General features: G+C 60.3%; 20 protein-coding genes. 12 read left to right on the top strand and 8 right to left on the bottom strand.

Annotated features, from left to right (window positions below; genetic code table 11):
* Nucleotides 1–26 precede the first annotated feature (26 nt).
* From AC097P_RS07100 to AC097P_RS07085, 4 genes are all read left to right on the top strand, one after another.
* Nucleotides 27–1,070 (top strand): GlxA family transcriptional regulator, encoded by a 1,044-nt coding sequence (locus AC097P_RS07100; RefSeq protein ID WP_479609694.1) that lies wholly within the window; start codon nucleotides 27–29, stop codon nucleotides 1,068–1,070.
* 376 nt (nucleotides 1,071–1,446) lie between these two features.
* Complete coding sequence (gene kynU, locus AC097P_RS07095) at nucleotides 1,447–2,748, top strand: kynureninase (protein ID WP_479609693.1); 1,302 nt, start codon at nucleotides 1,447–1,449, stop codon at nucleotides 2,746–2,748.
* A gap of 37 nt (nucleotides 2,749–2,785) precedes the next feature.
* Nucleotides 2,786–3,640 carry a tryptophan 2,3-dioxygenase gene (kynA, locus tag AC097P_RS07090; protein WP_479610420.1) on the top strand — a complete coding sequence of 285 codons (855 nt, stop codon included), beginning with the start codon at nucleotides 2,786–2,788 and terminating at the stop codon, nucleotides 3,638–3,640.
* A gap of 205 nt (nucleotides 3,641–3,845) precedes the next feature.
* Nucleotides 3,846–4,001, top strand: coding sequence for a hypothetical protein (locus AC097P_RS07085; protein WP_479609692.1), 156 nt, complete (start codon nucleotides 3,846–3,848; stop codon nucleotides 3,999–4,001).
* Nucleotides 4,002–4,012: 11 nt separating this feature from the next.
* On the opposite strand, the gene AC097P_RS07080 is transcribed toward AC097P_RS07085, so the two are convergent.
* Entirely contained in the window at nucleotides 4,013–4,498 is a 486-nt protein-coding gene (locus tag AC097P_RS07080; protein ID WP_479609691.1) for a hypothetical protein, read from the bottom strand.
* Nucleotides 4,499–4,507: 9 nt separating this feature from the next.
* A complete protein-coding gene (locus tag AC097P_RS07075) occupies nucleotides 4,508–5,830 on the bottom strand; it encodes a PQQ-dependent sugar dehydrogenase (RefSeq protein ID WP_479609690.1) in 1,323 nt (440 codons plus the stop codon).
* Nucleotides 5,831–6,024: 194 nt separating this feature from the next.
* Between AC097P_RS07075 and AC097P_RS07070 the strand changes: the two genes are divergently transcribed.
* Nucleotides 6,025–8,184: a TonB-dependent receptor family protein gene (locus AC097P_RS07070; RefSeq protein ID WP_479609689.1), complete on the top strand. Its 2,160-nt coding sequence runs from the start codon at nucleotides 6,025–6,027 to the stop codon at nucleotides 8,182–8,184.
* Between the two features lie 303 nt (nucleotides 8,185–8,487).
* On the opposite strand, the gene AC097P_RS07065 is transcribed toward AC097P_RS07070, so the two are convergent.
* Nucleotides 8,488–10,914: a DNA polymerase II gene (locus AC097P_RS07065; RefSeq protein WP_479609688.1), complete on the bottom strand. Its 2,427-nt coding sequence runs from the start codon at nucleotides 10,912–10,914 to the stop codon at nucleotides 8,488–8,490.
* Between the two features lie 96 nt (nucleotides 10,915–11,010).
* On the opposite strand from AC097P_RS07065, the gene AC097P_RS07060 reads away from it, so the two are divergent.
* Complete coding sequence (locus AC097P_RS07060; RefSeq protein WP_479610419.1) at nucleotides 11,011–11,985, top strand: Bug family tripartite tricarboxylate transporter substrate binding protein; 975 nt, start codon at nucleotides 11,011–11,013, stop codon at nucleotides 11,983–11,985.
* Between the two features lie 258 nt (nucleotides 11,986–12,243).
* Nucleotides 12,244–12,396 carry a hypothetical protein gene (locus AC097P_RS07055; protein ID WP_479609687.1) on the top strand — a complete coding sequence of 51 codons (153 nt, stop codon included), beginning with the start codon at nucleotides 12,244–12,246 and terminating at the stop codon, nucleotides 12,394–12,396.
* Nucleotides 12,397–12,444: 48 nt separating this feature from the next.
* Here the strand turns inward: AC097P_RS07055 and AC097P_RS07050 are convergent, their stop codons facing one another.
* Nucleotides 12,445–12,603: a hypothetical protein gene (locus AC097P_RS07050; RefSeq protein WP_479609686.1), complete on the bottom strand. Its 159-nt coding sequence runs from the start codon at nucleotides 12,601–12,603 to the stop codon at nucleotides 12,445–12,447.
* A gap of 84 nt (nucleotides 12,604–12,687) precedes the next feature.
* On the opposite strand from AC097P_RS07050, the gene AC097P_RS07045 reads away from it, so the two are divergent.
* On the top strand, nucleotides 12,688–13,731 hold the full coding sequence (locus AC097P_RS07045) for a phospholipase D-like domain-containing protein (protein WP_479609685.1): 1,044 nt from the start codon (nucleotides 12,688–12,690) through the stop codon (nucleotides 13,729–13,731).
* 160 nt (nucleotides 13,732–13,891) lie between these two features.
* Here the strand turns inward: AC097P_RS07045 and AC097P_RS07040 are convergent, their stop codons facing one another.
* Nucleotides 13,892–15,028, bottom strand: a complete 1,137-nt coding sequence (locus AC097P_RS07040; RefSeq protein ID WP_479609684.1) for an ATP-binding protein — start codon at nucleotides 15,026–15,028, stop codon at nucleotides 13,892–13,894.
* A gap of 135 nt (nucleotides 15,029–15,163) precedes the next feature.
* Here AC097P_RS07040 and AC097P_RS07035 point away from each other — a divergent pair, with 135 nt between their 5' ends.
* Nucleotides 15,164–15,322, top strand: coding sequence for a hypothetical protein (locus tag AC097P_RS07035; protein ID WP_479609683.1), 159 nt, complete (start codon nucleotides 15,164–15,166; stop codon nucleotides 15,320–15,322).
* Between the two features lie 111 nt (nucleotides 15,323–15,433).
* Here the strand turns inward: AC097P_RS07035 and AC097P_RS07030 are convergent, their stop codons facing one another.
* Nucleotides 15,434–15,958, bottom strand: coding sequence for a hypothetical protein (locus tag AC097P_RS07030; protein ID WP_479609682.1), 525 nt, complete (start codon nucleotides 15,956–15,958; stop codon nucleotides 15,434–15,436).
* 25 nt (nucleotides 15,959–15,983) lie between these two features.
* Nucleotides 15,984–16,415 (bottom strand): BON domain-containing protein, encoded by a 432-nt coding sequence (locus tag AC097P_RS07025; protein ID WP_479609681.1) that lies wholly within the window; start codon nucleotides 16,413–16,415, stop codon nucleotides 15,984–15,986.
* 266 nt (nucleotides 16,416–16,681) lie between these two features.
* Here AC097P_RS07025 and AC097P_RS07020 point away from each other — a divergent pair, with 266 nt between their 5' ends.
* Nucleotides 16,682–17,191, top strand: a complete 510-nt coding sequence (locus AC097P_RS07020; RefSeq protein WP_479609680.1) for a Crp/Fnr family transcriptional regulator — start codon at nucleotides 16,682–16,684, stop codon at nucleotides 17,189–17,191.
* A 35-nt stretch (nucleotides 17,192–17,226) separates the two neighbouring features.
* On the opposite strand, the gene AC097P_RS07015 is transcribed toward AC097P_RS07020, so the two are convergent.
* Nucleotides 17,227–17,727 carry a DUF2059 domain-containing protein gene (locus AC097P_RS07015; RefSeq protein WP_479609679.1) on the bottom strand — a complete coding sequence of 167 codons (501 nt, stop codon included), beginning with the start codon at nucleotides 17,725–17,727 and terminating at the stop codon, nucleotides 17,227–17,229.
* 116 nt (nucleotides 17,728–17,843) lie between these two features.
* On the opposite strand from AC097P_RS07015, the gene AC097P_RS07010 reads away from it, so the two are divergent.
* Both AC097P_RS07010 and AC097P_RS07005 read left to right on the top strand, forming a co-directional pair.
* A complete protein-coding gene (locus tag AC097P_RS07010) occupies nucleotides 17,844–18,059 on the top strand; it encodes a hypothetical protein (protein ID WP_479609678.1) in 216 nt (71 codons plus the stop codon).
* 27 nt (nucleotides 18,060–18,086) lie between these two features.
* On the top strand, nucleotides 18,087–19,400 hold the full coding sequence (locus AC097P_RS07005; protein WP_479609677.1) for a glycine zipper domain-containing protein: 1,314 nt from the start codon (nucleotides 18,087–18,089) through the stop codon (nucleotides 19,398–19,400).
* Nucleotides 19,401–19,411 lie beyond the last annotated feature (11 nt).

Raw genomic sequence — 19,411 nt, 5'->3', positions numbered from 1 at the left:
GTTAGCATGCGGATATTCGCAATATTATGGTCAATATCATCAAACCTGCTGCCACACCGCGCAAGACGATCCCCAGCCCTCTGCGCATCGCCGTGCTGGCCTACGCGGGCTGCATGGGCACACAAGTGTTCGGCCTGGCAGAAGTGCTGAGCCTGGCTGCTGACATCGCCCGTACACAAACTACAAACGACGGTACTGGTGCTTCGGCGCCGTTCGACATCCAAGTCATCGGTCTGCGCAAACGCCAAGTCACCATTGCCGGGGGCAACACCATTGCCACGCAAAAACCCGTTGGCCACTACGATCTACTCATCGTTCCTGGCCTAGAGATCAGCCGTCATGTGGATTGGAACGCGGCGCTGGAGCCCTTGAATCACGAATTGACCTTCCTACGCAAAACCTTTGCCGCCGGCACGCCTGTAGCGTCGGTTTGCGTGGGCGCATTCCTGCTGGGCGAAGCGGGGCTGCTAGACGGCCGCAAGGCCACGACTGCGTGGCTGTTTGCACCGGCGCTGGCGCAGCGCTATCCCGCGGTAACGGTAGACAGCGCTTCGGTGTTGCTTGAAGACGCCGGTATCACCACCACCGGCGCGGTCAGCTCTGCCTTTGACCTGGCCATCCACCTGGTCAAACGCACGCTGGGCGCCGCGGTGGCCACGGCGACCGCACGGGTGTGCTTGTTGCCGGACCAGCGCACAAGCCAATCACCTTTCGTCGACACACGCTTGATGGACGCACCGGGGACGCCGTTTGCACACCAGGCGGTGCAGTGGTTGGGCGCGCGGTTGCACGAACCCTTCCAACTGGCGCGAATGGCCAAGGCTTTTTGCATCAGCAGCAGCACACTGATGCGGCGCGTCAAAGCCGAAACCGGTCACACACCGCTGGCACTGTTGCAAAAGGCGCGGGTCGAAAAGGCCAAGCAATTGCTGCACACCACGCGCTGGAGCCTCGCTCGCATCACCGAAGCTGCGGGCTACGCCGACACTGCATCTTTCAGCCGCCTGTTTGTGCGCTGGGTGGGCGAATCCCCGGCACGCTACCGCCGTCGCGGGGCCGGTGCCGGGTGACAGAGCGCGGCTGCGCAATCCGCACACCTGATACGCCAATACACTTGTAGGCCACACGGGACGTGCGTAAGCAGCTACTAAAACAATAGCATTCTTTGGACACATTGATGACATCTGATTTCGCCCACCAACTCTGCGTACCCCTGGAAACCCCGCGCTTGCTGCTGCAACCACTGACCGGCGCGCACGTCTAGGCTGCCTTTGCACCGCTGCAGGACGACCGCTGCTGTGGCGGCTTGGCAGAGAACCAGACAGATCAATGGTTTAGGTCTAAAGTATTTCTCGGCTGTTGGAAATAACCGACACCACGGCTTTTTGCCCGGTGTTAACTTTGCGTTCTCTCCCCACGCAACCTGTGCCCGACACACCCAACACCATGACGACCACTTTGCAAGACTGCCAGCAGCGCGACGCAGCGGACCCCCTGCGCGGGCTGCGCGATCTGTTCACCATCCCACCCGGCCTTATCTACCTGGACGGCAATTCACTGGGCGTCATGCCCAAGACAGCGGCCGCCCGTGCTGCCGAGGTCATTACCGCCGAATGGGGCACGGGTCTGATCCGCTCCTGGAACACCGCCGGCTGGTTCGACCTGCCACAGCGCCTGGGCAATATGATCGCTCCGCTGATTGGTGCCGGGCCGGACGAAGTGGTGGCGACCGATACCACGTCCATCAACCTGTTCAAGGTGCTGTCTGCTGCACTGTCCATCACCCAGCAAGACGCGCCGCAGCGCCGCGTGGTGGTCAGTGAGCGCAGCAACTTCCCCACCGACCTCTACATTGCCGAAGGCCTGTGCAAGGAGCGCGGCTACACGTTGCAACTGGTGGAGCCCGAAGAGATTAGCACCGCATTGACTGCTGACGTGGCGGTGCTGATGCTGACCCACGTGAACTACCGCACCGGGGCCATGCACGACATGGCTAGCGTCACGGCCGCTGCGCATGCAGCCGGCGCGCTGGTCGTGTGGGACCTGGCGCACAGCGCGGGTGCCGTGCCGGTGGACCTCGCGGGTGCCAAGGCGGATTTTTCGATTGGCTGCGGCTACAAGTATCTGAACGGCGGCCCTGGCGCACCCGCCTTTGTGTGGGTCAACCCCAAGCATGCGGACCGCTTCTGGCAGCCGCTGTCGGGCTGGTGGGGCCATGCCAAGCCATTTGCGTTCACCGCAGACTACAAACCCGCCGCCGGCATCACGCGCTACTTGTGCGGCACACAACCCATCGTCAGCATGTCGTTGTTGGAGTGCGGGCTGGATGGCTTCAAGGCCGCTGAAGGCTTGGGCGGCATGGCGGCGCTGCGCAGCAAATCACTGGCGCTGACCGATCTGTACATGCAGTTGGTGGAAGAGCGCTGCCAAGGCTTCGGCCTGGGCTTTGCCACCCCGCGTGAGCACGCCAAGCGCGGCTCGCAAGTCTGCCTGACGCGCGAACACCAGGCTGGTGGTGCGTCGGGCTCCGGCGCGTTCGCCATCGTGCAGGCGCTGATCGCCCGTGGCGTGATTGGCGACTTCCGCGCCGGGGATGGCGGCATCCACAAAGACATCCTGCGCTTTGGCTTTACGCCGCTCTATGTGGGCTTTGAGGATGTATGGCATGCCGTGGAGCACCTGCGCCAGGTGCTGGCGACCGAGGAATGGAAGAAACCTGCATTCAACCAGCAGCACGCCGTTACCTGATATGAGCAGTAACAACACCCCTCCCCCCGGCTGCCCCATGCATGCCGCCGCGCAATCGGCCGGCGAGACAATAGTTGCCGAAGAAAAAGCCCAGCTCGACTTCAGCAAAAGCATGAGCTATGGCGACTACCTGAACATCGACACCATCCTGTCGGCGCAGAAACTACTGTCACCGACGCACGACGAGATGCTGTTCATCATCCAGCACCAGACCAGCGAACTGTGGATGAAGCTGATGCTGCACGAGCTGACCGCCGCGATCAAAAACATTGCCAATGATGAACTGGGCGCCGCCTTCAAGATGCTGGCCCGCGTCAGCAAGATCATGGAGCAGCTCGTCCACGCCTGGGATGTGCTGGGCACGATGACGCCGCCCGAGTATTCCGCCATGCGGCCCTACCTGGGCCAGAGCAGCGGGTTCCAGAGCTTTCAGTACCGGTGCATCGAATTTGCGCTGGGCAACAAGAACGCCGCCATGCTGCAGCCCCACAAGCACGCGCCGGACCGTTTGGCGCTGGTACAGGCCGCGTACGTTGCGCCGTCGCTGTACGACGAGTCGTTGTGCCTGCTGGCGCGCCGCGGCATCACCGTGCCGGCTTCCCACACACAGCGCGACTGGTCCCAACCGTATGTGGCGAGCAAGGAGGTGGAGCAGGCCTGGCTGCAGGTTTACCGCGACCCCAAGGCGCATTGGGACCTGTACCAGCTGGGCGAAGAGTTGACCGACCTGGAAGACGCCTTCCGCCTGTGGCGCTTCCGCCATGTGACCACGGTGGAGCGTGTTATCGGATTCAAGCGCGGCACGGGGGGCACGGGTGGTGTGAGCTACCTGCGCAAGATGCTGGATGTGGTGCTGTTTCCGGAGATCTGGTCGCTGCGCACGGAGTTATAAGACGAATCGGGCTGCAGCCCTCTCCCTACAAGCGTAAGCCGCTATGCATTTTGTAGCGTTACGCAGGCGTCTTGGCACGTGATTCGGAACTCCGCTGCGGTCAAGGCCATCATTTCGCGCGACTTGCCTCTGAAAGTCCGGCGCGCGATGCGCCGTGCAGCTCCGCTCCCTGAAGACCTTTGCCCGAAACCGAGGACTAATCTTCGTGCTCATCTCGCAAATTGATCGATCGTACGACCCGGCGGCAAAGCCTCTGCCGAGCCTCGCCGATGTCCGGCTGCCGAATCCTATCGACCTTTCGCTGTTTGACTGGACTTGCTTTCTGCACAACGGTGCGATTCAAGTGTCCGCGGTCAACTAAAGTATTGGAGGCTACGGATTTGGCGCTAGCGCTTCAGGCCTGACCGCCATCGCAACGATCGCCACACCCGCGGCGACGATCAGGGCATCCTCGATCAAGCCGCTACGGGTCTGCCCCATGCGCACCATTGCGCGTTTGCGTCCTGCCAGCGTCGCATAGGCAAGTGGTACGGCGGTCGCAACGGCCACCAATGCGCCCGCTTGCTCGCGACCCCGGGGAGCCAACGCAGCGCCTGCGATGCCGGCGCTCATGACGCGCGCCACCAGACCCAGCGAGACGGTACGGTCAGGCGCGGTCTTCATTTTGTCGCCCAGCAATTCACCAACCCCCATGGCCAACGCGCCGTTCCTGAACAGTGGGCGGTCCAGCAAGACAAGCTGCCCCGGTGTGCGACGGTGCAAAAGGCGCGCCACCGCGATGGTAGCCATCGGGGTCATGGACCGGGCACTGGCAACCGCGCCAATAAGGGCGGAGTAAAGAAGACTTGTGTTTTTCATGTTTCGCTCCTAGCGCGATGCGCCTGATGCACCCGTTACCCGCCAAATGACATTGCCAACGTCATCGGCGACGAGCAGGCCTCCACGCTTGTCTAGGGCAACCCCAACAGGCCTGCCGTACGCATCCCCGTCGGCGCTGACAAAGCCACTCAATACGACCAAGGGCTGCGCCGTCGGCATCGCCTTGCCGTCATACGGCACGAACACCACGTTGTAGCCGCTGCGCGGCTTGCGGTTCCACGAGCCGTGTTGGCCAATAAAGAAGCCTACATTGAAAGGTGCAGGCAGGGCAGCGCCCTCGGATGCGGCCAGACCCAGTGGCGCGACGTGGGAGCCCAGAGAATAGTCAGGCTTAACGGCCTTGGCAACCAGCTCGGGTGCCGGCGGTTTGACACGCACGTCGACATTTGGGCCGTAGTAGCTGTAGGGCCAACCGTAGAACGCGCCGTCGGCAACGGACGTCAGGTAGTCGGGCACCAGATCGTTGCCTATCTCGTCGCGCTCGTTCACAACCGTCCAAAGCTTGCCGCCGGCCCAGGCCATGCCGTTGGGGTTGCGCAGGCCGGTGGCGAAGAGTCGGCCCTTGCCGCTGGCAATGTCAATCTCCCAGATGGCCGCACGGCCTTCTTCGGCTGGCATACCATTCTCGGCCACGTTGCTGTTGGAGCCCACCGTCGCATACAGCTTGCTGCCGTCGGCACTGGCGATGATGTTCTTGGTCCAATGGTGGTTGATAGGGCCGCCCGGCAGATCGAACACCTTGGTCGGCGCAGCCGTAATCTGTGACTGCCCCGCCACATAGGGGAAGCGCACGATGGCATCCGAGTTGGCTACATAGAAGTGGTCGCCGACCAGCGCCATGCCGATGGGCGAATTCAAGCCTTGCAGAAAGGTGGTGCGCAGCTCGACCACGCCGTCGCCATCTGCGTCGCGCAGCAGCGTGATGCGGTTGGCGCTAGGCACAGTTGCACCGGCGCGCTTCATCACCGCACCCATGATGGCGCCTTTGATGCCCTTGCCGTCTTCGGGCTTGGGTGGTGCATTGCTCTCAGCCACCAAAACATCGCCGTTGGGCAACACGTAGACCCAGCGCGGGTGCTCGAGGTCGGTGGCCAGAGGTGCTACCGACAGTCCGGCGGCTGCAATGGGTCGTGTCCCTTCCGGCCAGCCTTTGGCGGGCGCGATATGCACAGTGGGAATGGTCTGCTTGTTTGGCTTGGCCAGCTGCGGGTTCGGGCCTATCGTGTTGGCGGGGGGCTGCGTGTTGGGTTGCGCGAGCAGACTGCCCGCCCATAGCAATGCAATGGATGCATTCAGAAATTTGTGGTGCATGAGGACTCCGATGGACAGTCCATCGTCACGCAAGGGTTGTTGTGCATCTGTGCGTCACCACACCCACTGTGCAGCCATCGCGCGTTACCAGCAGCGCTGGTAAGTACCCACGAAGCCACAGCGCACATATGTTCGTTGCGCCACATACCCCATGCGATGGTCAACGGTACAGTGCAGGCCATTCGGCACACCCAATGAACAACTTCAAACGCGTCGCAGTACTCGCGGGCTACCTTGGTGGGGGGTATCTGGCGCCGACCCTGGCGTATGCGCAAGCCATGGCGCCTGCAGTGAGCGAAGGCAGTGTTCTGCAACCGGTTGTCATCACCGGCGCGGCGCCCGGGCGGCGGCGCTGGTTATCCCCATCCACGGTGGACACCGTGGATGGGGATGAAGTGCGTAGCGGTCACATGCAGGTCAATGTCTCCGAAAGCCTGGGGCGCGTGCCTGGCCTGCTTATCCAAAACCGGCAAAACTATGCCCAGGATTTGCAAATATCGGTGCGCGGCTACGGTGCGCGTTCCACCTTTGGTGTGCGCGGCGTACGGCTGTTTGTCGATGGCATTCCCGCGAGCGCGCCCGATGGTCAGGGCCAAGCCGCCAACTTCCCATTGGGAATGGCACAGCGCATAGAAGTTGTACGGGGGCCCTTTGCGGCGCTCTACGGCAGTTCTGCCGGGGGAGTGATTGCGCTGTACACCGCAGACGGGCAAGCGCCCGCCAGCGTGCAGGCTGGTATGGCGGGCGGAGCAGACGGTATGCGACGGGTCTCGACCCAAGCACAAGGCACCGTCGGTACCCTGGACTACGCACTGGATGCATCGCACTTTGCGACCGATGGCCTGCGGCCACAGTCGGCCGCCCGGCGCGACACGGGTTATCTCAAACTGTCCTACCCCTATGACAGGGGGCGGCTGATTGTCTCCGCCAATCGACAGACCGGGATCGCGCAAGATCCACTCGGCCTCTCAGGCCCAGAGTTTGCGGCCAATGCCTACCAGACTACGCCGGCGGCAACCGTATTCAATACCCGCAAAGGCTTTGACCAAACCCAGGTGGGCGCAGCTTGGGAACACCGTTTGGGCAGTGGACAACGGCTGGAGTTCATGGGCTATGTTGGACGACGCGCCATCAACCAATACCAGGCGATTCCAGCTGCGACCCAGGGTACTGCCACCAGCCCCGGTGGGGTGATCGACCTGGACCGGGGATATGGGGGTATCAATGCCCGTTGGCGCATAGACCGCGAATGGAGTAGTGGTCGCTTGACTGCATCCGCCGGTGTTGCATCCGACCGGCAAGACGAATGGCGGCGCGGATTCGACAACTTCTCAGGCTTGCCCACGTCGCCGAGTCAGTTGGGGGTTACCGGGCGGCTGCGGCGTGATGAGAGCAACTCAGCAAGCACGCTGGACCCGTATGCCCAGGTCGAATGGGAAAGCACGGCGTGGACGGCCACTGTGGGGCTGCGGCAGTCTCGCGTGCGCATGACCTCAACCGACCACTATGTTGCCACCGGCAACCCCGATGACAGCGGGTCCAGCGAGTACTCTGGAACGATGCCTGTACTGGGCCTGCGGTACCGTCTGACGGACACGCTTCAGGCCTATGCCAGCACCGGCTTGGGCTTTGAGACGCCAACCCTGAACGAAGTGGCTTACCAGGCATCGGGCGCTAGCGGCTTGAACAGCCGGCTGCAGGCAAGCCGCAGTCGCAACAGCGAAGTGGGCCTTCGGAGCCGCCAGGCCAACGGGATATGGAATGCGACGGCGTTTGACATCCGTACCGACAACGAAATAGCCGTACTTTCCAATACCGGGGGGCGGTCCACATTCCAGAATGCGGGCCGCAGCCTGCGGCAGGGTGTGGAGATATCCGCGCAGGCCCAGTTGGGTGGCAGTGTCAGCATGAAGTCTGCACTCACTCTAATGGATGCCACTTACAGTGACAGCTTTCAGACGTGTGCAACCAGCCCTTGCACCACCCCCACGCTGTCCATACCCGCAGGAAACCGCATACCCGGCATTCCAGCGCGGCAGCTGTTTATGCAGCTTGCGTGGGAGCCAAAAACGTTACCAGGCGTCTACACGGTGGATGTCAGGCACATGGGTCACGTCACTGCCAACGACACGAATACCGAAGCGGCTGCGGCCTACACCGTTGTCAATCTGGGCGCAAGGTTTCAGCAGACTTCAAGCGCGTGGCAGATCAATGAGTTTGTGCGGATCGACAACGTGGCAAACCGTGTGTACGCCGGCTCGGTGATCGTGAACGAGGGCAACGGCCGCTACTTCGAGCCTGCTGCAGGTCGCAGCCTGTATGCCGGAGTGACGTTCGTGCGTCGCTTTCAGTAGCTATTAACTCCACCCATCGACAGACTATCTCGGCGGGCTATCTGATGCGTTTGGGTCTATCCCCAAAGCTTGCAGCTTCTTTGCGAACGAATCCCTGCGTTTAGCGGCCTTTGCCGCTGTTTCGACGGCAGCCTGAATGGCTTTGGGCCCCTTTTTGGCGACGACATTGACCAATCCGAGCTTATGAGCAGCATCGATCTCGGCCCTCCTGAAAGCGGCGATCAGTTCGGCATGGACAAGTGGTTGGTTCACAAGGGGCTCGGTATCAAAATGGCTATTTTCTGTGGCTTTGAGTTTGGCTGATTAGAAGAGGCCCTGCTGCGCAGAAACCAACGCGGTGAAGCTGTCCCCCAAAGGGTGGAGGATGGCATCTGCGATCGGCATCAACTGCTTCGTGAGATAGTGCTCATAGTCAACGCGTGACTGGTGATTCTCCAGCGGCTCGGGGCCGTTCTTCGTCATGACATACCGAATCCAGCCACCGTTCTGGTACTGCGCCGGCCGGTTCACGCGCAGGTTGTGCTCATCAGCCATCCTGGCGGCACGCACCTGCGGCGGGACGTTGACCAGATACGCATCCAGACGATGGCGAAGGCGTTTGCGGTACACCAACAATTCATCTTTTACGCCTGCCAGTGTGGCATGCGCATAGTCCGTCACAAACTCGCGGTAGGGCTGGTCATGGAAGATGCGCGAGAGCAAGCCTTCTTGGAACTGCCGCGCCAACGGCGTCCAGTCGCTGCGGGCCATTTCCAGACCGCGGAAGACCATCTCTTCCTTTTCCACCGCGTCCGTGCTCAGGCCAGCGTATCGCTTCTTGCTGCCGACGTCGGAGCCACGGACGGTGGGCATGAAAAACTTCTTGTAGTGCGTATCGAATTCGATCTCAAGGAAATTCTCCAGGCCCTGCTCCTCGTGCAGCGTACGCGTCCACCAGGCGTTGATATCGCGCACCAGTTCTGCCGCTACGGCGTGCGCCTCTGCATTCGTGTGGGTGCGCCCCAACCAGATGAAGATCGAGTCGGTGTCACCATAGATGGCTTCATACCCACGGTTCTCGACGAACACTTGCGTACGCTTCACGATCTCGTGCCCGCGCAAGGTCACCGCCGACACCAGCTCCGGGTTGAAGAAGCGGCACTCGGTTGCACCCAAAACCCCGGCGAACGAGTTCATCAGCAGCTTCAGCGCCTGCGACAGGGGTTCGTTTTTAACCCGCTTGGCCTCGTCCCGACTGCGTGAGAGCGTGGTCACGATTTCTGGCAGGCAGTGCTTGTTGCGCGAAAACAGCGTCCCCATTGGGCCCTTGATCTGGGACGCAGGGTCACTGGAGTGCTGCCCTTCCGCATACCCCACCGGGTCCACGCAATAGGTGCGGATGATGGAGGGGTACAGACTCTTGTAGTCCAGCACCAAGACGGAATCGTAGAAACCCGGCTTCGAGTCCATCACATAGCCACCCGGATAGGCCTTGCGCTGGATCTCGCCCACGTTGGGAGCCACGTAGCCCAGCCGGTGCATGCGCGGCAGATAGTGGTGGCTAAATGCGGCAATGGAGCCACCAAAGTGGTCGGCAGCCAGGCCGGTCGTGTGCGCCCGTTCCATGACAAACTGCAGCAGCTGCGCTTTGTCGAAAATGCGCAAGACCAGCTCACAGTCGCGGATGTTGTATGTGGCCAGCGCTGGTTTGTCTTCGCGGTAACGCCGATTGATCTCGGCCATCTTGTCGTACTCGTCGCCTATGGCTTTGCCCTCGCCCAGCAGCGCCTGCGAGACGGCCTCCAGGCTGAACGATGGAAAGCTCCATACCGCCGCCCTGAGGGCCTCAATGCCGTCCACTATCAACCGGCCCGGCGTGGGCGCGAAAAGGTAGCCTTGCTTGCCCGGATGCGTACGCCACGCGGTGGGGCTGCGCTCGCGACCCAGCAGGAGCGGGACTCCGCACTGGTCGGCCGTCTTCTGCAGCACCCGCAGGTCGAACTGGATGACGCTCCACCCGATGATGACGTCCGGGTCGTTGCGTGCGAACCAATCGTTGAGGCTCTCGACCATGGCCTTGCGGGTTGGAAGGTAGATGAGTGCAAAGTCCAAAGGCTCAGTGGACGCTGAAGGAGGCTCCCCCAGCATGAAGACCAAGCGCTCCGGCATGCCGTCCAGCGCGACGGAATACAGCTCCTCGTTTTCACTGGTCTCTATGTCCAGAGACACGACCTTCAGCACAGGGCGGAAGTCAGGCTCTGGCTTGAGCCTGCAGTCGATGACAGTGGATTGCTCGACCTGACCGCCTTCCACCGATACGCCAGCCGTGATAAAGCGTTCCATCAGGTAGCGATCATGCGGACGCACGTCGGCTTCGAGCAACGGAATGTTCTGCGGTGCAAGCTTGCGCGCCAATTGCCCGAGTTGGCGAAACTGCCTGGCATAGACGCCGATGACAGGGCCTTGCTGGAAGGTCTTCAAATCGAGTTCGCGTAGCTGCATCCCGGGCATAGCTGGGAGATACGCTTCCACCGCCGCCCGGAACCGGGTCTCGACAAAGGCCACGGAGGTCTGCGCAGCCAGCAACACTCTCAAAGGCCCAGCGTCCGTGGCCAGCCAGTACTCGATCTGGGTGCCCACAGCTGTATCCTGCCAGTGGCGGGTAAGGATGAATCCCTTTCGTTTGTTGGGCACCACGGTAGATTGAATGGAATGGAAGGGTATTTCGGTCAGGCTCGGCAAATATTCCATTTTGGCTGAGGAGGCCAGCCTGGCTGCGCTTCGCCAATCAGTTCCGGGAGTAATATCGTGCGCAGCAACTCTTTAACGGGAAAGAAATCCATGATGATGAAACGCCGTCTTGCAACGGGCCTGATGGCCGTGTTACCACTTGTCAGCTTTGCACCGATGGCGCAGGCGCAGGCCTACCCAGCCAAGTCCATTCGTTGGGTTGTACCCTACCCAGCAGGTGGTGGTTCTGATTTCCTGGCGCGCACCATTGCCCAGCAGCTTTCTAGCCAGGTGGGACAACCCATCGTCGTTGATAACAAGGCTGGGGGGAACACGTCCATTGCGGCAGCCGAGGTAGCCCGCTCCACCGCTGACGGCTACACCATTCTTTCCGCCGACAACGGTACGATGGTCTTTAACACGGCGCTCTATTCCAAACTTTCCTACAACCCAGAAAAAGACCTGACGCCCGTCACGCTGATGGGAAAGTTCCCCATGGTTCTGGTGGTTGGACCCGGCTCTGACGCAAAGGACGCGAAAGATTTCATCGCAAAGGCCAAAGCCAATCCAGGAAAGGTCAATTACGGTTCTGCAGGAGCAGGAAGCCCGCACCACCTGGCAATGGAGTTGTTGAAAGTCAGCGCTGGCCTTCACATGGTGCACATCCCCTACCGCGGGGCAGCGCCATCGCTGACTGACCTGGCGGGTGGACAAATTTCCGCCATGATGGTCGACTTGGCTGCAGGTGGAGGATTTATCAAGGGTGGAAAAATCCGTCCTCTGGCTGTCGCGAACGCTACCCGGCTGCCCCAGTTGCCCGATGTACCGACTTTCGCAGAATTGGGTTTCAAAAATGTAGAGGCATCGGCGCAGACTGGTGTCGTGGTTCCGGCAGGCACGCCCGCCGAGACTGTGAACGCTTTGCAAAAGCAAATAGCGGCTGCGATCAATCAACCCGCCATTCGGCAAAAACTCATCGACTTTGGTATTGAGCCGATCGCAAGCACACCCCAGCAGTATGGTGACTTGATCCGCACTGAAACTGTTCGCTGGCACAAACTTATCAAGGCCCAAAACATCTCTCTCGATTGAGACGGCAAACGGCGCCACGTCTAAAACCCCGCGGCGACCCGGTGACGCCTTAGCGCTGCACGTTGCCGTGGAAAATTGGGTGTGTCATCGCACAGAGCGCTCTTGCCCGGGCGCTTAGCATCTTGTCCGTGTGAATGGCATGAACAGCCGCAATCCCTTGCGGCCGCAGCCAGATTCGCCGACAGGACCTGAAATGAATTATGGCTACGCACCCAGCGACAACAATGGTCAGGCCACAACCGTGCCAGTGGTAAGGCCATGACTGCAGCTACCTTCTTCTCCCTGCTGGGTCTGGTCGTTCTGCCAACAATCGGTCTGGTAGCCTGGATCTGGCTGTCGCTGGCGATCACCCGTGTCGAGTTGGACATGATGTCCTTTGAGGGATTCGACGGGATGCACCTCGAGCGATAGGCCCCAATGCAAACAAGAGCGTCCAGGTCGCTGTATAGCCAGTGGCGATCACTCCGTGGACGCCCACGTTGGTTTGCGACTGCAGCCATCGTGGCCGGCCTGTGTCTGGTTGCCGGATTGCTGTTCTCCAACTTCGTCGGCGGTGAAACAAAAATCGAGCGACACGTAGAACGCCACTTCGCGTTGGATGATCCCCGATTCATGCATGAACTCGGTGTGCTTCTGGGACCGGCGTTCCTCCCAGGCACAAAAGTTCGTGCCTTGCTTAATGGGGATGAGATATTCCCGCCAATGCTCGCGGCAATTCGCGGCGCCACAGAATCCATCACCTTCGAGACCTATATTTATTGGTCAGGTGACATTGGTCAGACCTTCGCCGACGCTTTGGCCGAACGTGCCCGCAACGGGGTCAAAGTGCATGTCCTGCTCGACTGGGTGGGCAGCGTGAAGATGGACGAAAAGCTGGTCGACAAGATGGTACAGGCTGGCGTTCAGGTCAAGCGTTTCCATCCACCGCACTGGTCACATCTGGGGCGGCTGAACAACCGTACCCATCGCAAGCTGCTGGTCGTTGATGGCCGTGTAGGCTTTACGGGAGGCGTTGGCGTGGCGTCACCCTGGACCGGCCACGCGCAAGATCCTGCGCACTGGCGTGACACACATTTCGAGGTAACTGGCCCCGTGGTCGCGCAAATGCAATCGGTCTTCATTGACAACTGGATAAAGGTTACGGGCCACGTCCTGCATGGCCCCGCGTACTTCCCGGTGATATCGCCAGCGGGACCGGCATCGGCGCAGATGTTCAGCAGTTCACCGACGGGTGGCAGTGAGAGTATGCAACTGATGTATCTGCTGGCCGTGACCGCCGCTACCCGGTCCATTGACCTATCTGCGGCTTACTTCGTGCCCGACCCGCTGACCCTGCAAGCCCTCGTAGAGGCGATACAGCGCGGCGTCAAACTGCGCATCGTAGTGCCAGGTGAATTCATCGACAGCGAGACCGTGCGCACCGCGTCCCGCGCTACCTGGGGGCCGCTGCTCGCCGCCGGTGCCGTAATCGCGGAATATGCGCCCACCATGTACCACTGCAAGGTGATGATCGTCGACGGCTTGCTGGTCTCAGTGGGCTCCACCAACTTCGACAATCGGTCGTTCAGGCTCAACGACGAAGCGACATTGAATGTTGTCGATACGGTTTTTGCCAGCGCGCAGACGGCCACGTTTGAGGCTGATCTCGCAAAGTCACGCCGTGTCACCTACGCCGACTGGCTTGCACGCCCCGTGCGTGAGCGCATAGGGGAGGCGTTGGCTTCTCTGGTGGGCACACAACTCTGATGCGGGCCGGACCGTAGTTCATCCCCCGCGCGTCTGGATCAACTGGTCCAGCCGTTGCACTTCAACATCCGTGTTGACCTGTACCCACAGCGGCAGCTGGTCTGACATCGTAGCGCTTGTTGCGGTCCAGATTGGTGCCCAGGTGCTTCCCGGCTGCAGCTCAGTCCAGCTTTTGCGGAACGGTGCGTGGGATCGTCACACGAAAAACGGTACCTTCGTCTTCAGTCGAAGTAGCGTCAATTTTCCCGCCGTGGGTCCGTACGATTTCGCGTGCGACAAAAAGTCCCAGGCCCATGCTGGTGCTCGGTCTGCCCGCCGTCTCGCTGCCCGCCGGCAGCTGGACCAGGGCGTTGAAAATGGTCTTCAGCGATGCGTCCGGTATGGGCGTCCCGCGGTTGTGTACCGAAATAGCAAGGTCTAAATCTTGGCCCCACACAGTCACCGCCACTGGGGTTCCGGGTGCGCGGTATTGGGCCGCATTGGCCAGCAGGTTCATGATGACCTGCTGCATACGCACCGCATCAAATTCGCCCGTCAGGTCATTGTGCAGCGTGATAGCGAAATCACATTTGGGATTGGCCAGCCGGGCATCGTTGACAGCGGCCTGCGTAACCTCGCCAAGGTCACCGTGCTCCGGCTCGAAGGGCATCACTCCGCCGAGCTTGGTACGCGAATACTCCAGCAAATCGTTAACCATGGCCGTCATCGTCGCGGCGCTGCGCTGCAGCCTTTGCCCAATATCTACATTCCTACTGGCATCGTTTGGACACAGTACGAGCAGGTGGCCTGACATGCTAATGGCAGACAGCGGTGTTCGCAGGTCATGGCCCAGCACCGCGAGAAAACGGTCGCGCGTCTCTCCGCTGCGATCAGAGAACGTGGCGACGGACTCTGCCAACGCTTGATCGACCGCTTCATTGAAGCGCACGATGTCTCGCGTCACGGCCTTATCAAAGGTAACGACCTCGCCCAGCCACAGGCGCAGCACGCTGGCCCGTAGCGCGCGGAATTCGGCTGCCAGTTGAACCAGGGTGAATCCGCTGTCCTCCCGTAACGTGCCATGAATGGACGCGGCGCTCTGTGGAAACGTGTCGGGCGCATGGCCCTGCGATTTCTCCACGCCTTCTGCCTCGTTTTGGACGGTATCAATGTCCTGTGCGATGGCCAAGAGCATTTGGCGCGCATGGTCGCGCAGAGCTTTGCGCGTCATGGCGGCGGGCGCCAATGTCTCAGCAAACGAATCCCACTCGGTGAGTATTTCATCTGCGTGATCGGTGATATAGACGGAGAGTTTCAAAGGTCGGCTCCAGCGCGGCGGGTGGAGCTCATTCTAGGCTCCATCTGTGTTTGACATCGAACAGAAGCGCGCTTGCAGAGCCATTAACGTGCAAGCGGCGCTTTTGCCACGTTTATCAAAATAATGGGAACCACCATGCCTCAAAATTCCAAAGACAGCACAGGCGGCAAAGACAAGCCGGTAAAGGACACCGCCGCTAAGGGCGGCAAGCGCTCGGACGAGGGCCGAGCAGATAAGAATTCTGGCTCACCCACGGGCTCTCACAACCAGGGAGAAAAGAAGACTACACCTTGACGAGGTGCAACGCATCTGTTGAGCCAAAATGAAAACCGCCAGTGCACTTGTTACAAGTGCACTGGCGGCCACTAATGTCTGCTAAATCGCAGACATGCCTCAAACAAAGCCTTAGCTCGGCACTGAAGCCTCGCTGGTGGATTTAATGTCCTCGGCACCCATGCTTTCATAGATGTCGCGAACCTTACGCTCCTCATCAGAGTCATCGGTGTGCACGGAGATCAGCGTGTTGCCTTCAGTGATTTTTCCATCGTAATGCTTGGCTTCGTACTCGGGGATACCCATGCCAACCAGCGCGCCGATGATGCCGCCGGTGGCACCGCCTACAGCCGCACCACCAAGGGCTGCCATGATGGGGCCGGCGGCAATGAAAGGGCCTACGCCAGGGATGGCCAGAGTGCCAATCCCGGCCAGCCAGCCCAGGATCGCACCGCCGCCCATGCCAGCGACGACGCCTGTAGTGGCACCCTCAGGCAGCTTGGTATTTTGCTCGTGGGCGAAATCACGGGTGCCCGACTTGTCTGGCAGCAGCACAGAGATATCGGTGCTGGGGAAACCGGTGGTTTTCAAAGCTTCAACAATCGCCTCAGCCTGGCTACGGTCTTTGGCAATACAGAAAACTGCGTTCTTTGACATGTGAACTCCTTGGGGTTAAAAAAACTTATTTGCTTGTGTCGCCAGTTTTCACGTCCAACTGGTTGTCAGTCTTGGTGATACCTTTGACGTTCTTTGCAAGCATTTCCAGCTTGGCTTTTTCCTCTGCGCTCTTGACCGGACCGCGCAAGGTAGCGGTGCCGCCTTCCACCATGATCTTGGCGTTGTGCGCCATTGTGGACAAGGACTTGTCATCAACGATGGCGCGCCGTACCGCCGCCAGCAGCTCGCGGTCTCGCGTGCTGTTGGATTGGTCTTCGGGAGTCTTGGTAGCTCCGCTCTTGTCGCGATTGTTGATGTTGGTGTTGTCGACATTGGTTGACATCTGCCCGCGCGGCGCAGAGCTTGCACTTGCGCTGGCGGGTGCTTGTTCAACGGCCATAACGCTTGCGCACGTGAGTGCCAGAGCGCAGCCCAACAGCTTTCCTACAGTCTTCATAAAGTCTTCCCTTCAATGATTGGCCGCGAGGCCGTTTATGAAAGGCAGACGTTATTCCTCTAGACGTGGCATGACTGTTCGCAGACGCACATAGCAAAATTGAATGTCTTTACTTCCACAACTTGCCGCACAAAACCGAAGACACATAAGGCAATGCAGGTGCTTGCAGGTGCACGACACACGTACAAGCCTGCGAGGTACGGAATCGAACTGGCCGTTTGCGGGCCCTACACCACGGCCACCTGGGCGCGATAAACTGTCAACCCATGCAAACCCATTCACTCGAAGCCATCCCGAAGTCTCGTGCGTTTCGCATCGAGGTTTGTGATTCCCTGTCGCGCTCGCCGCTGTTCAGGGATTGGTCGTGGGACGAGCTCGATACACTGAGCTCGCACATGGCGGGCTACCGTGCCAAGGCTGGCGAACTGCTGTTTGAAGAGGGCGATGAGGGAGACGCTATGGGCCTATTGCTGTCGGGCGAAATCGAGGTGCGCAAGAAAGACGCCGCCGGCGTTGCGCAAGTGGTAACCCATATCGTGGCCGGGCGCACCTTTGGTGAAATGGCGGCGATCGACGGCGAGAACCGCTCCGCCACCTGTATCGCCACTGAGGCCTGTGTGCTGGCCGTGCTACCCAAGGCCCAGTTCGAGCGCATCCTGGTGGTCAACGAGGCCTTGGGCATCAAGCTATTGCTACGGGTCACCCGGCTGCTGAGCCAGCGCCTGCGCCAGGTGAATGGCGCGCTGGTGGACTTTTTGAGCAAAGACGCTGGCTAAAACCGCGCAGTAGCGCCGGCCCTTCGCGCCAAGCGCTATTTAGCGGCTTTGACTTCACCAATCGCTTCGGCCTGGGCGGTTTTCAGCTTTTCAATCATTGGCGCGAGCATGGCCTGCACCGCCGCCATCGATTTCTGTATGACCAGGGGCATTTTTTTGACCATGGCATCTCCCGCTGGGCTGCGGTAGAAGGCTACCAGCCCGTTAATATCTTCCTGCGACAAGCTTTCCTGGTAAATGCCCACGTACACCGGTTTGAGCTTGGCCCAAGTTATCTCTTCCCGAACGATCTTCAGCGTTTTCTGGGCCGTCGTGTCTAGCAACTTACGTTGGGTATCGGTGAGCTTTTGGCCCGCTACAGACTGCTCCATGCTCAGACGCATGTTTTGGTCGATGGTCGCCGATAACGAGTCCACCAGTGCCTCAGTACGAGTTACTTCAAACAGGGCGTCCAGCGATTCGACGGACGGCGCTGCCGCAAAGGCCGGCATAAAGGTGCCAACAAAAATGCATGCGGCGATAAGGTTTTTTTTCATGTTTAAGACTCCCGTACAGTTTGTGAGTGCAGTACACACCGTGACCACGCTGTGTACCGCCCCTCAATGTTAGCGAACGAACATACATACCCAGGCAATGGCGCGAACATGCGCGCATGACATACCTAGGCGCACGCACCCGGCCTATTAAAAGCGAAGCCAAGCAGTGGTTTTCGATCTTCCAGATCCGCACCACGCCACTGGCACGTGCTTCTGACGGCGCAGACCCCGGCGACGGTGTTCAACCCGCCGAACCGCAGACGGCCAACAACCACGGCCGATCAGGTGCTCAGGGCGCGGACCACGCCCCCGCTGATACGATGCCCCCCTAGTATCAACTTTTTTGATTGCGTTCAACCATGAAGGCTTCGCACCGGTGGGCCATCAGGTTCGGAATTGCAGCTATCGCAGTGCTGGCAGTGGCCGGGTTCGCGTTGGTGTGGTGGATGCCGACCGAACAGGAATTAGCGGCCCGCCTGGGTGCCGAGGTGGAGCAACGGTTTAACGTCAAACTCTCCATCGCAGCCGTCGAGTGGAGCCTATTGCCTGTGCCGGTCATCACCATCCGCGACGCGCGTACCCAGCAGCCAGTGCCAGTGGTCATTGGCCGGCTCAGTGCTTACCCCCAGTTGCGCACGCTGCTGTTGCACCGCCAATTAGTCTTCGGGCGCGTGGAAGTGGACGATGCTGTCATTCCCCGCAACTCACTGCATGCACTCAACCTCCATACGCAGGGCATCAACGAGTTTGAACGTGAAAGTGACGGTGTGCCGCTGGCACGCCTGGTGGTGCGCAATCTGACCTGGATCTCTTACAGCGGCGTGGCCAACAGCTTCGACGGCGAGGTCGACTTTGACCCGCATTGGCGTCCGCGCCATGCCGAAATACGCCGCCCCGGAACCACCCCTCCGTTCACACTGGCCGCTGCACGCGATTCAGATGCCGACCGCTGGCAGATGCAAATCCATGTAGGCGGCGGCACAGCGCACGGGCACGTGGCACTCCAGACTAGTGAAGACGGAGCCATGCAGTTGAGCGGCCTGCTGGCGCCCCGTGGCATCGAGGTGGCCAGCGCGCTGGCCACCTTCAATCGCAGATCGCCCGTTTCAGGTAAAGCAACGGGCCAGACCGTGGTGTCGGCCAATGGTAAGACAGCGGGCCTGCTTGCGCGATCGCTGCATACGCGGACGGAATTCTCGGTCCATGGTGCAGCGCTGTTGCGATTTGACCTGGACAAAGCCATCCGCACTGCCGGCAAGGAACACGATGGCCAGACCCCGTTGCAGGAGTTGACTGGCCAGCTGGATACCCAAAACGGCGCAGAAGGTATGCGCGTCACCGGCACGGACATCCGCGCGCGGGCCGGTAGGTTCACCGCTACCGGCAAGGGCACGGTCTACCACGGCCAGATCGAAGCCAGCGGCAACGTGGACCTGGTCGAAGGCGCCCTGGGCGTGCCGTTCACCCTGAGCGGCTCGGTGCACCAACCCAAGGCCTCGGTGCCGCCGGGCTTTTTCGCCGGGGCCGCCATCGGCACCGCAGTGTTGCCCGGCATTGGCACGGTGATCGGGGCGCGTATTGGGGGGGCGCTGGGGAAGGTGTTCGGCAAAAACGAGACCGAAGCGCCGCCCCAACGCAAGAAAATTACTCCGCAGCCGCTACAAAATCAGTAGCTGCTTACGCC

The sequence above is a fragment of the Rhodoferax sp. ZS1R8 genome (assembly GCF_056521325.1).
This window is presented reverse-complemented; position numbering and strand designations above follow the sequence as displayed.

What these genes read in the sequence shown, in the direction of transcription:
- AC097P_RS07100 (WP_479609694.1), top strand. Translation starts at nt 27, where the DNA reads ATGGTCAATATCATCAAACCTGCTGCCACACCGCGCAAGACGATCCCC.
- kynU (WP_479609693.1), top strand. Translation starts at nt 1,447, where the DNA reads ATGACGACCACTTTGCAAGACTGCCAGCAGCGCGACGCAGCGGACCCC.
- kynA (WP_479610420.1), top strand. Translation starts at nt 2,786, where the DNA reads ATGCATGCCGCCGCGCAATCGGCCGGCGAGACAATAGTTGCCGAAGAA.
- AC097P_RS07080 (WP_479609691.1), bottom strand. Translation starts at nt 4,498, where the DNA reads ATGAAAAACACAAGTCTTCTTTACTCCGCCCTTATTGGCGCGGTTGCC.
- AC097P_RS07075 (WP_479609690.1), bottom strand. Translation starts at nt 5,830, where the DNA reads ATGCACCACAAATTTCTGAATGCATCCATTGCATTGCTATGGGCGGGC.
- AC097P_RS07070 (WP_479609689.1), top strand. Translation starts at nt 6,025, where the DNA reads ATGAACAACTTCAAACGCGTCGCAGTACTCGCGGGCTACCTTGGTGGG.
- AC097P_RS07065 (WP_479609688.1), bottom strand. Translation starts at nt 10,914, where the DNA reads ATGGAATATTTGCCGAGCCTGACCGAAATACCCTTCCATTCCATTCAA.
- AC097P_RS07060 (WP_479610419.1), top strand. Translation starts at nt 11,011, where the DNA reads ATGAAACGCCGTCTTGCAACGGGCCTGATGGCCGTGTTACCACTTGTC.
- AC097P_RS07055 (WP_479609687.1), top strand. Translation starts at nt 12,244, where the DNA reads ATGACTGCAGCTACCTTCTTCTCCCTGCTGGGTCTGGTCGTTCTGCCA.
- AC097P_RS07050 (WP_479609686.1), bottom strand. Translation starts at nt 12,603, where the DNA reads ATGCATGAATCGGGGATCATCCAACGCGAAGTGGCGTTCTACGTGTCG.
- AC097P_RS07045 (WP_479609685.1), top strand. Translation starts at nt 12,688, where the DNA reads ATGCTCGCGGCAATTCGCGGCGCCACAGAATCCATCACCTTCGAGACC.
- AC097P_RS07035 (WP_479609683.1), top strand. Translation starts at nt 15,164, where the DNA reads ATGCCTCAAAATTCCAAAGACAGCACAGGCGGCAAAGACAAGCCGGTA.
- AC097P_RS07030 (WP_479609682.1), bottom strand. Translation starts at nt 15,958, where the DNA reads ATGTCAAAGAACGCAGTTTTCTGTATTGCCAAAGACCGTAGCCAGGCT.
- AC097P_RS07025 (WP_479609681.1), bottom strand. Translation starts at nt 16,415, where the DNA reads ATGAAGACTGTAGGAAAGCTGTTGGGCTGCGCTCTGGCACTCACGTGC.
- AC097P_RS07020 (WP_479609680.1), top strand. Translation starts at nt 16,682, where the DNA reads ATGCAAACCCATTCACTCGAAGCCATCCCGAAGTCTCGTGCGTTTCGC.
- AC097P_RS07015 (WP_479609679.1), bottom strand. Translation starts at nt 17,727, where the DNA reads ATGAAAAAAAACCTTATCGCCGCATGCATTTTTGTTGGCACCTTTATG.
- AC097P_RS07010 (WP_479609678.1), top strand. Translation starts at nt 17,844, where the DNA reads ATGACATACCTAGGCGCACGCACCCGGCCTATTAAAAGCGAAGCCAAG.
- AC097P_RS07005 (WP_479609677.1), top strand. Translation starts at nt 18,087, where the DNA reads ATGAAGGCTTCGCACCGGTGGGCCATCAGGTTCGGAATTGCAGCTATC.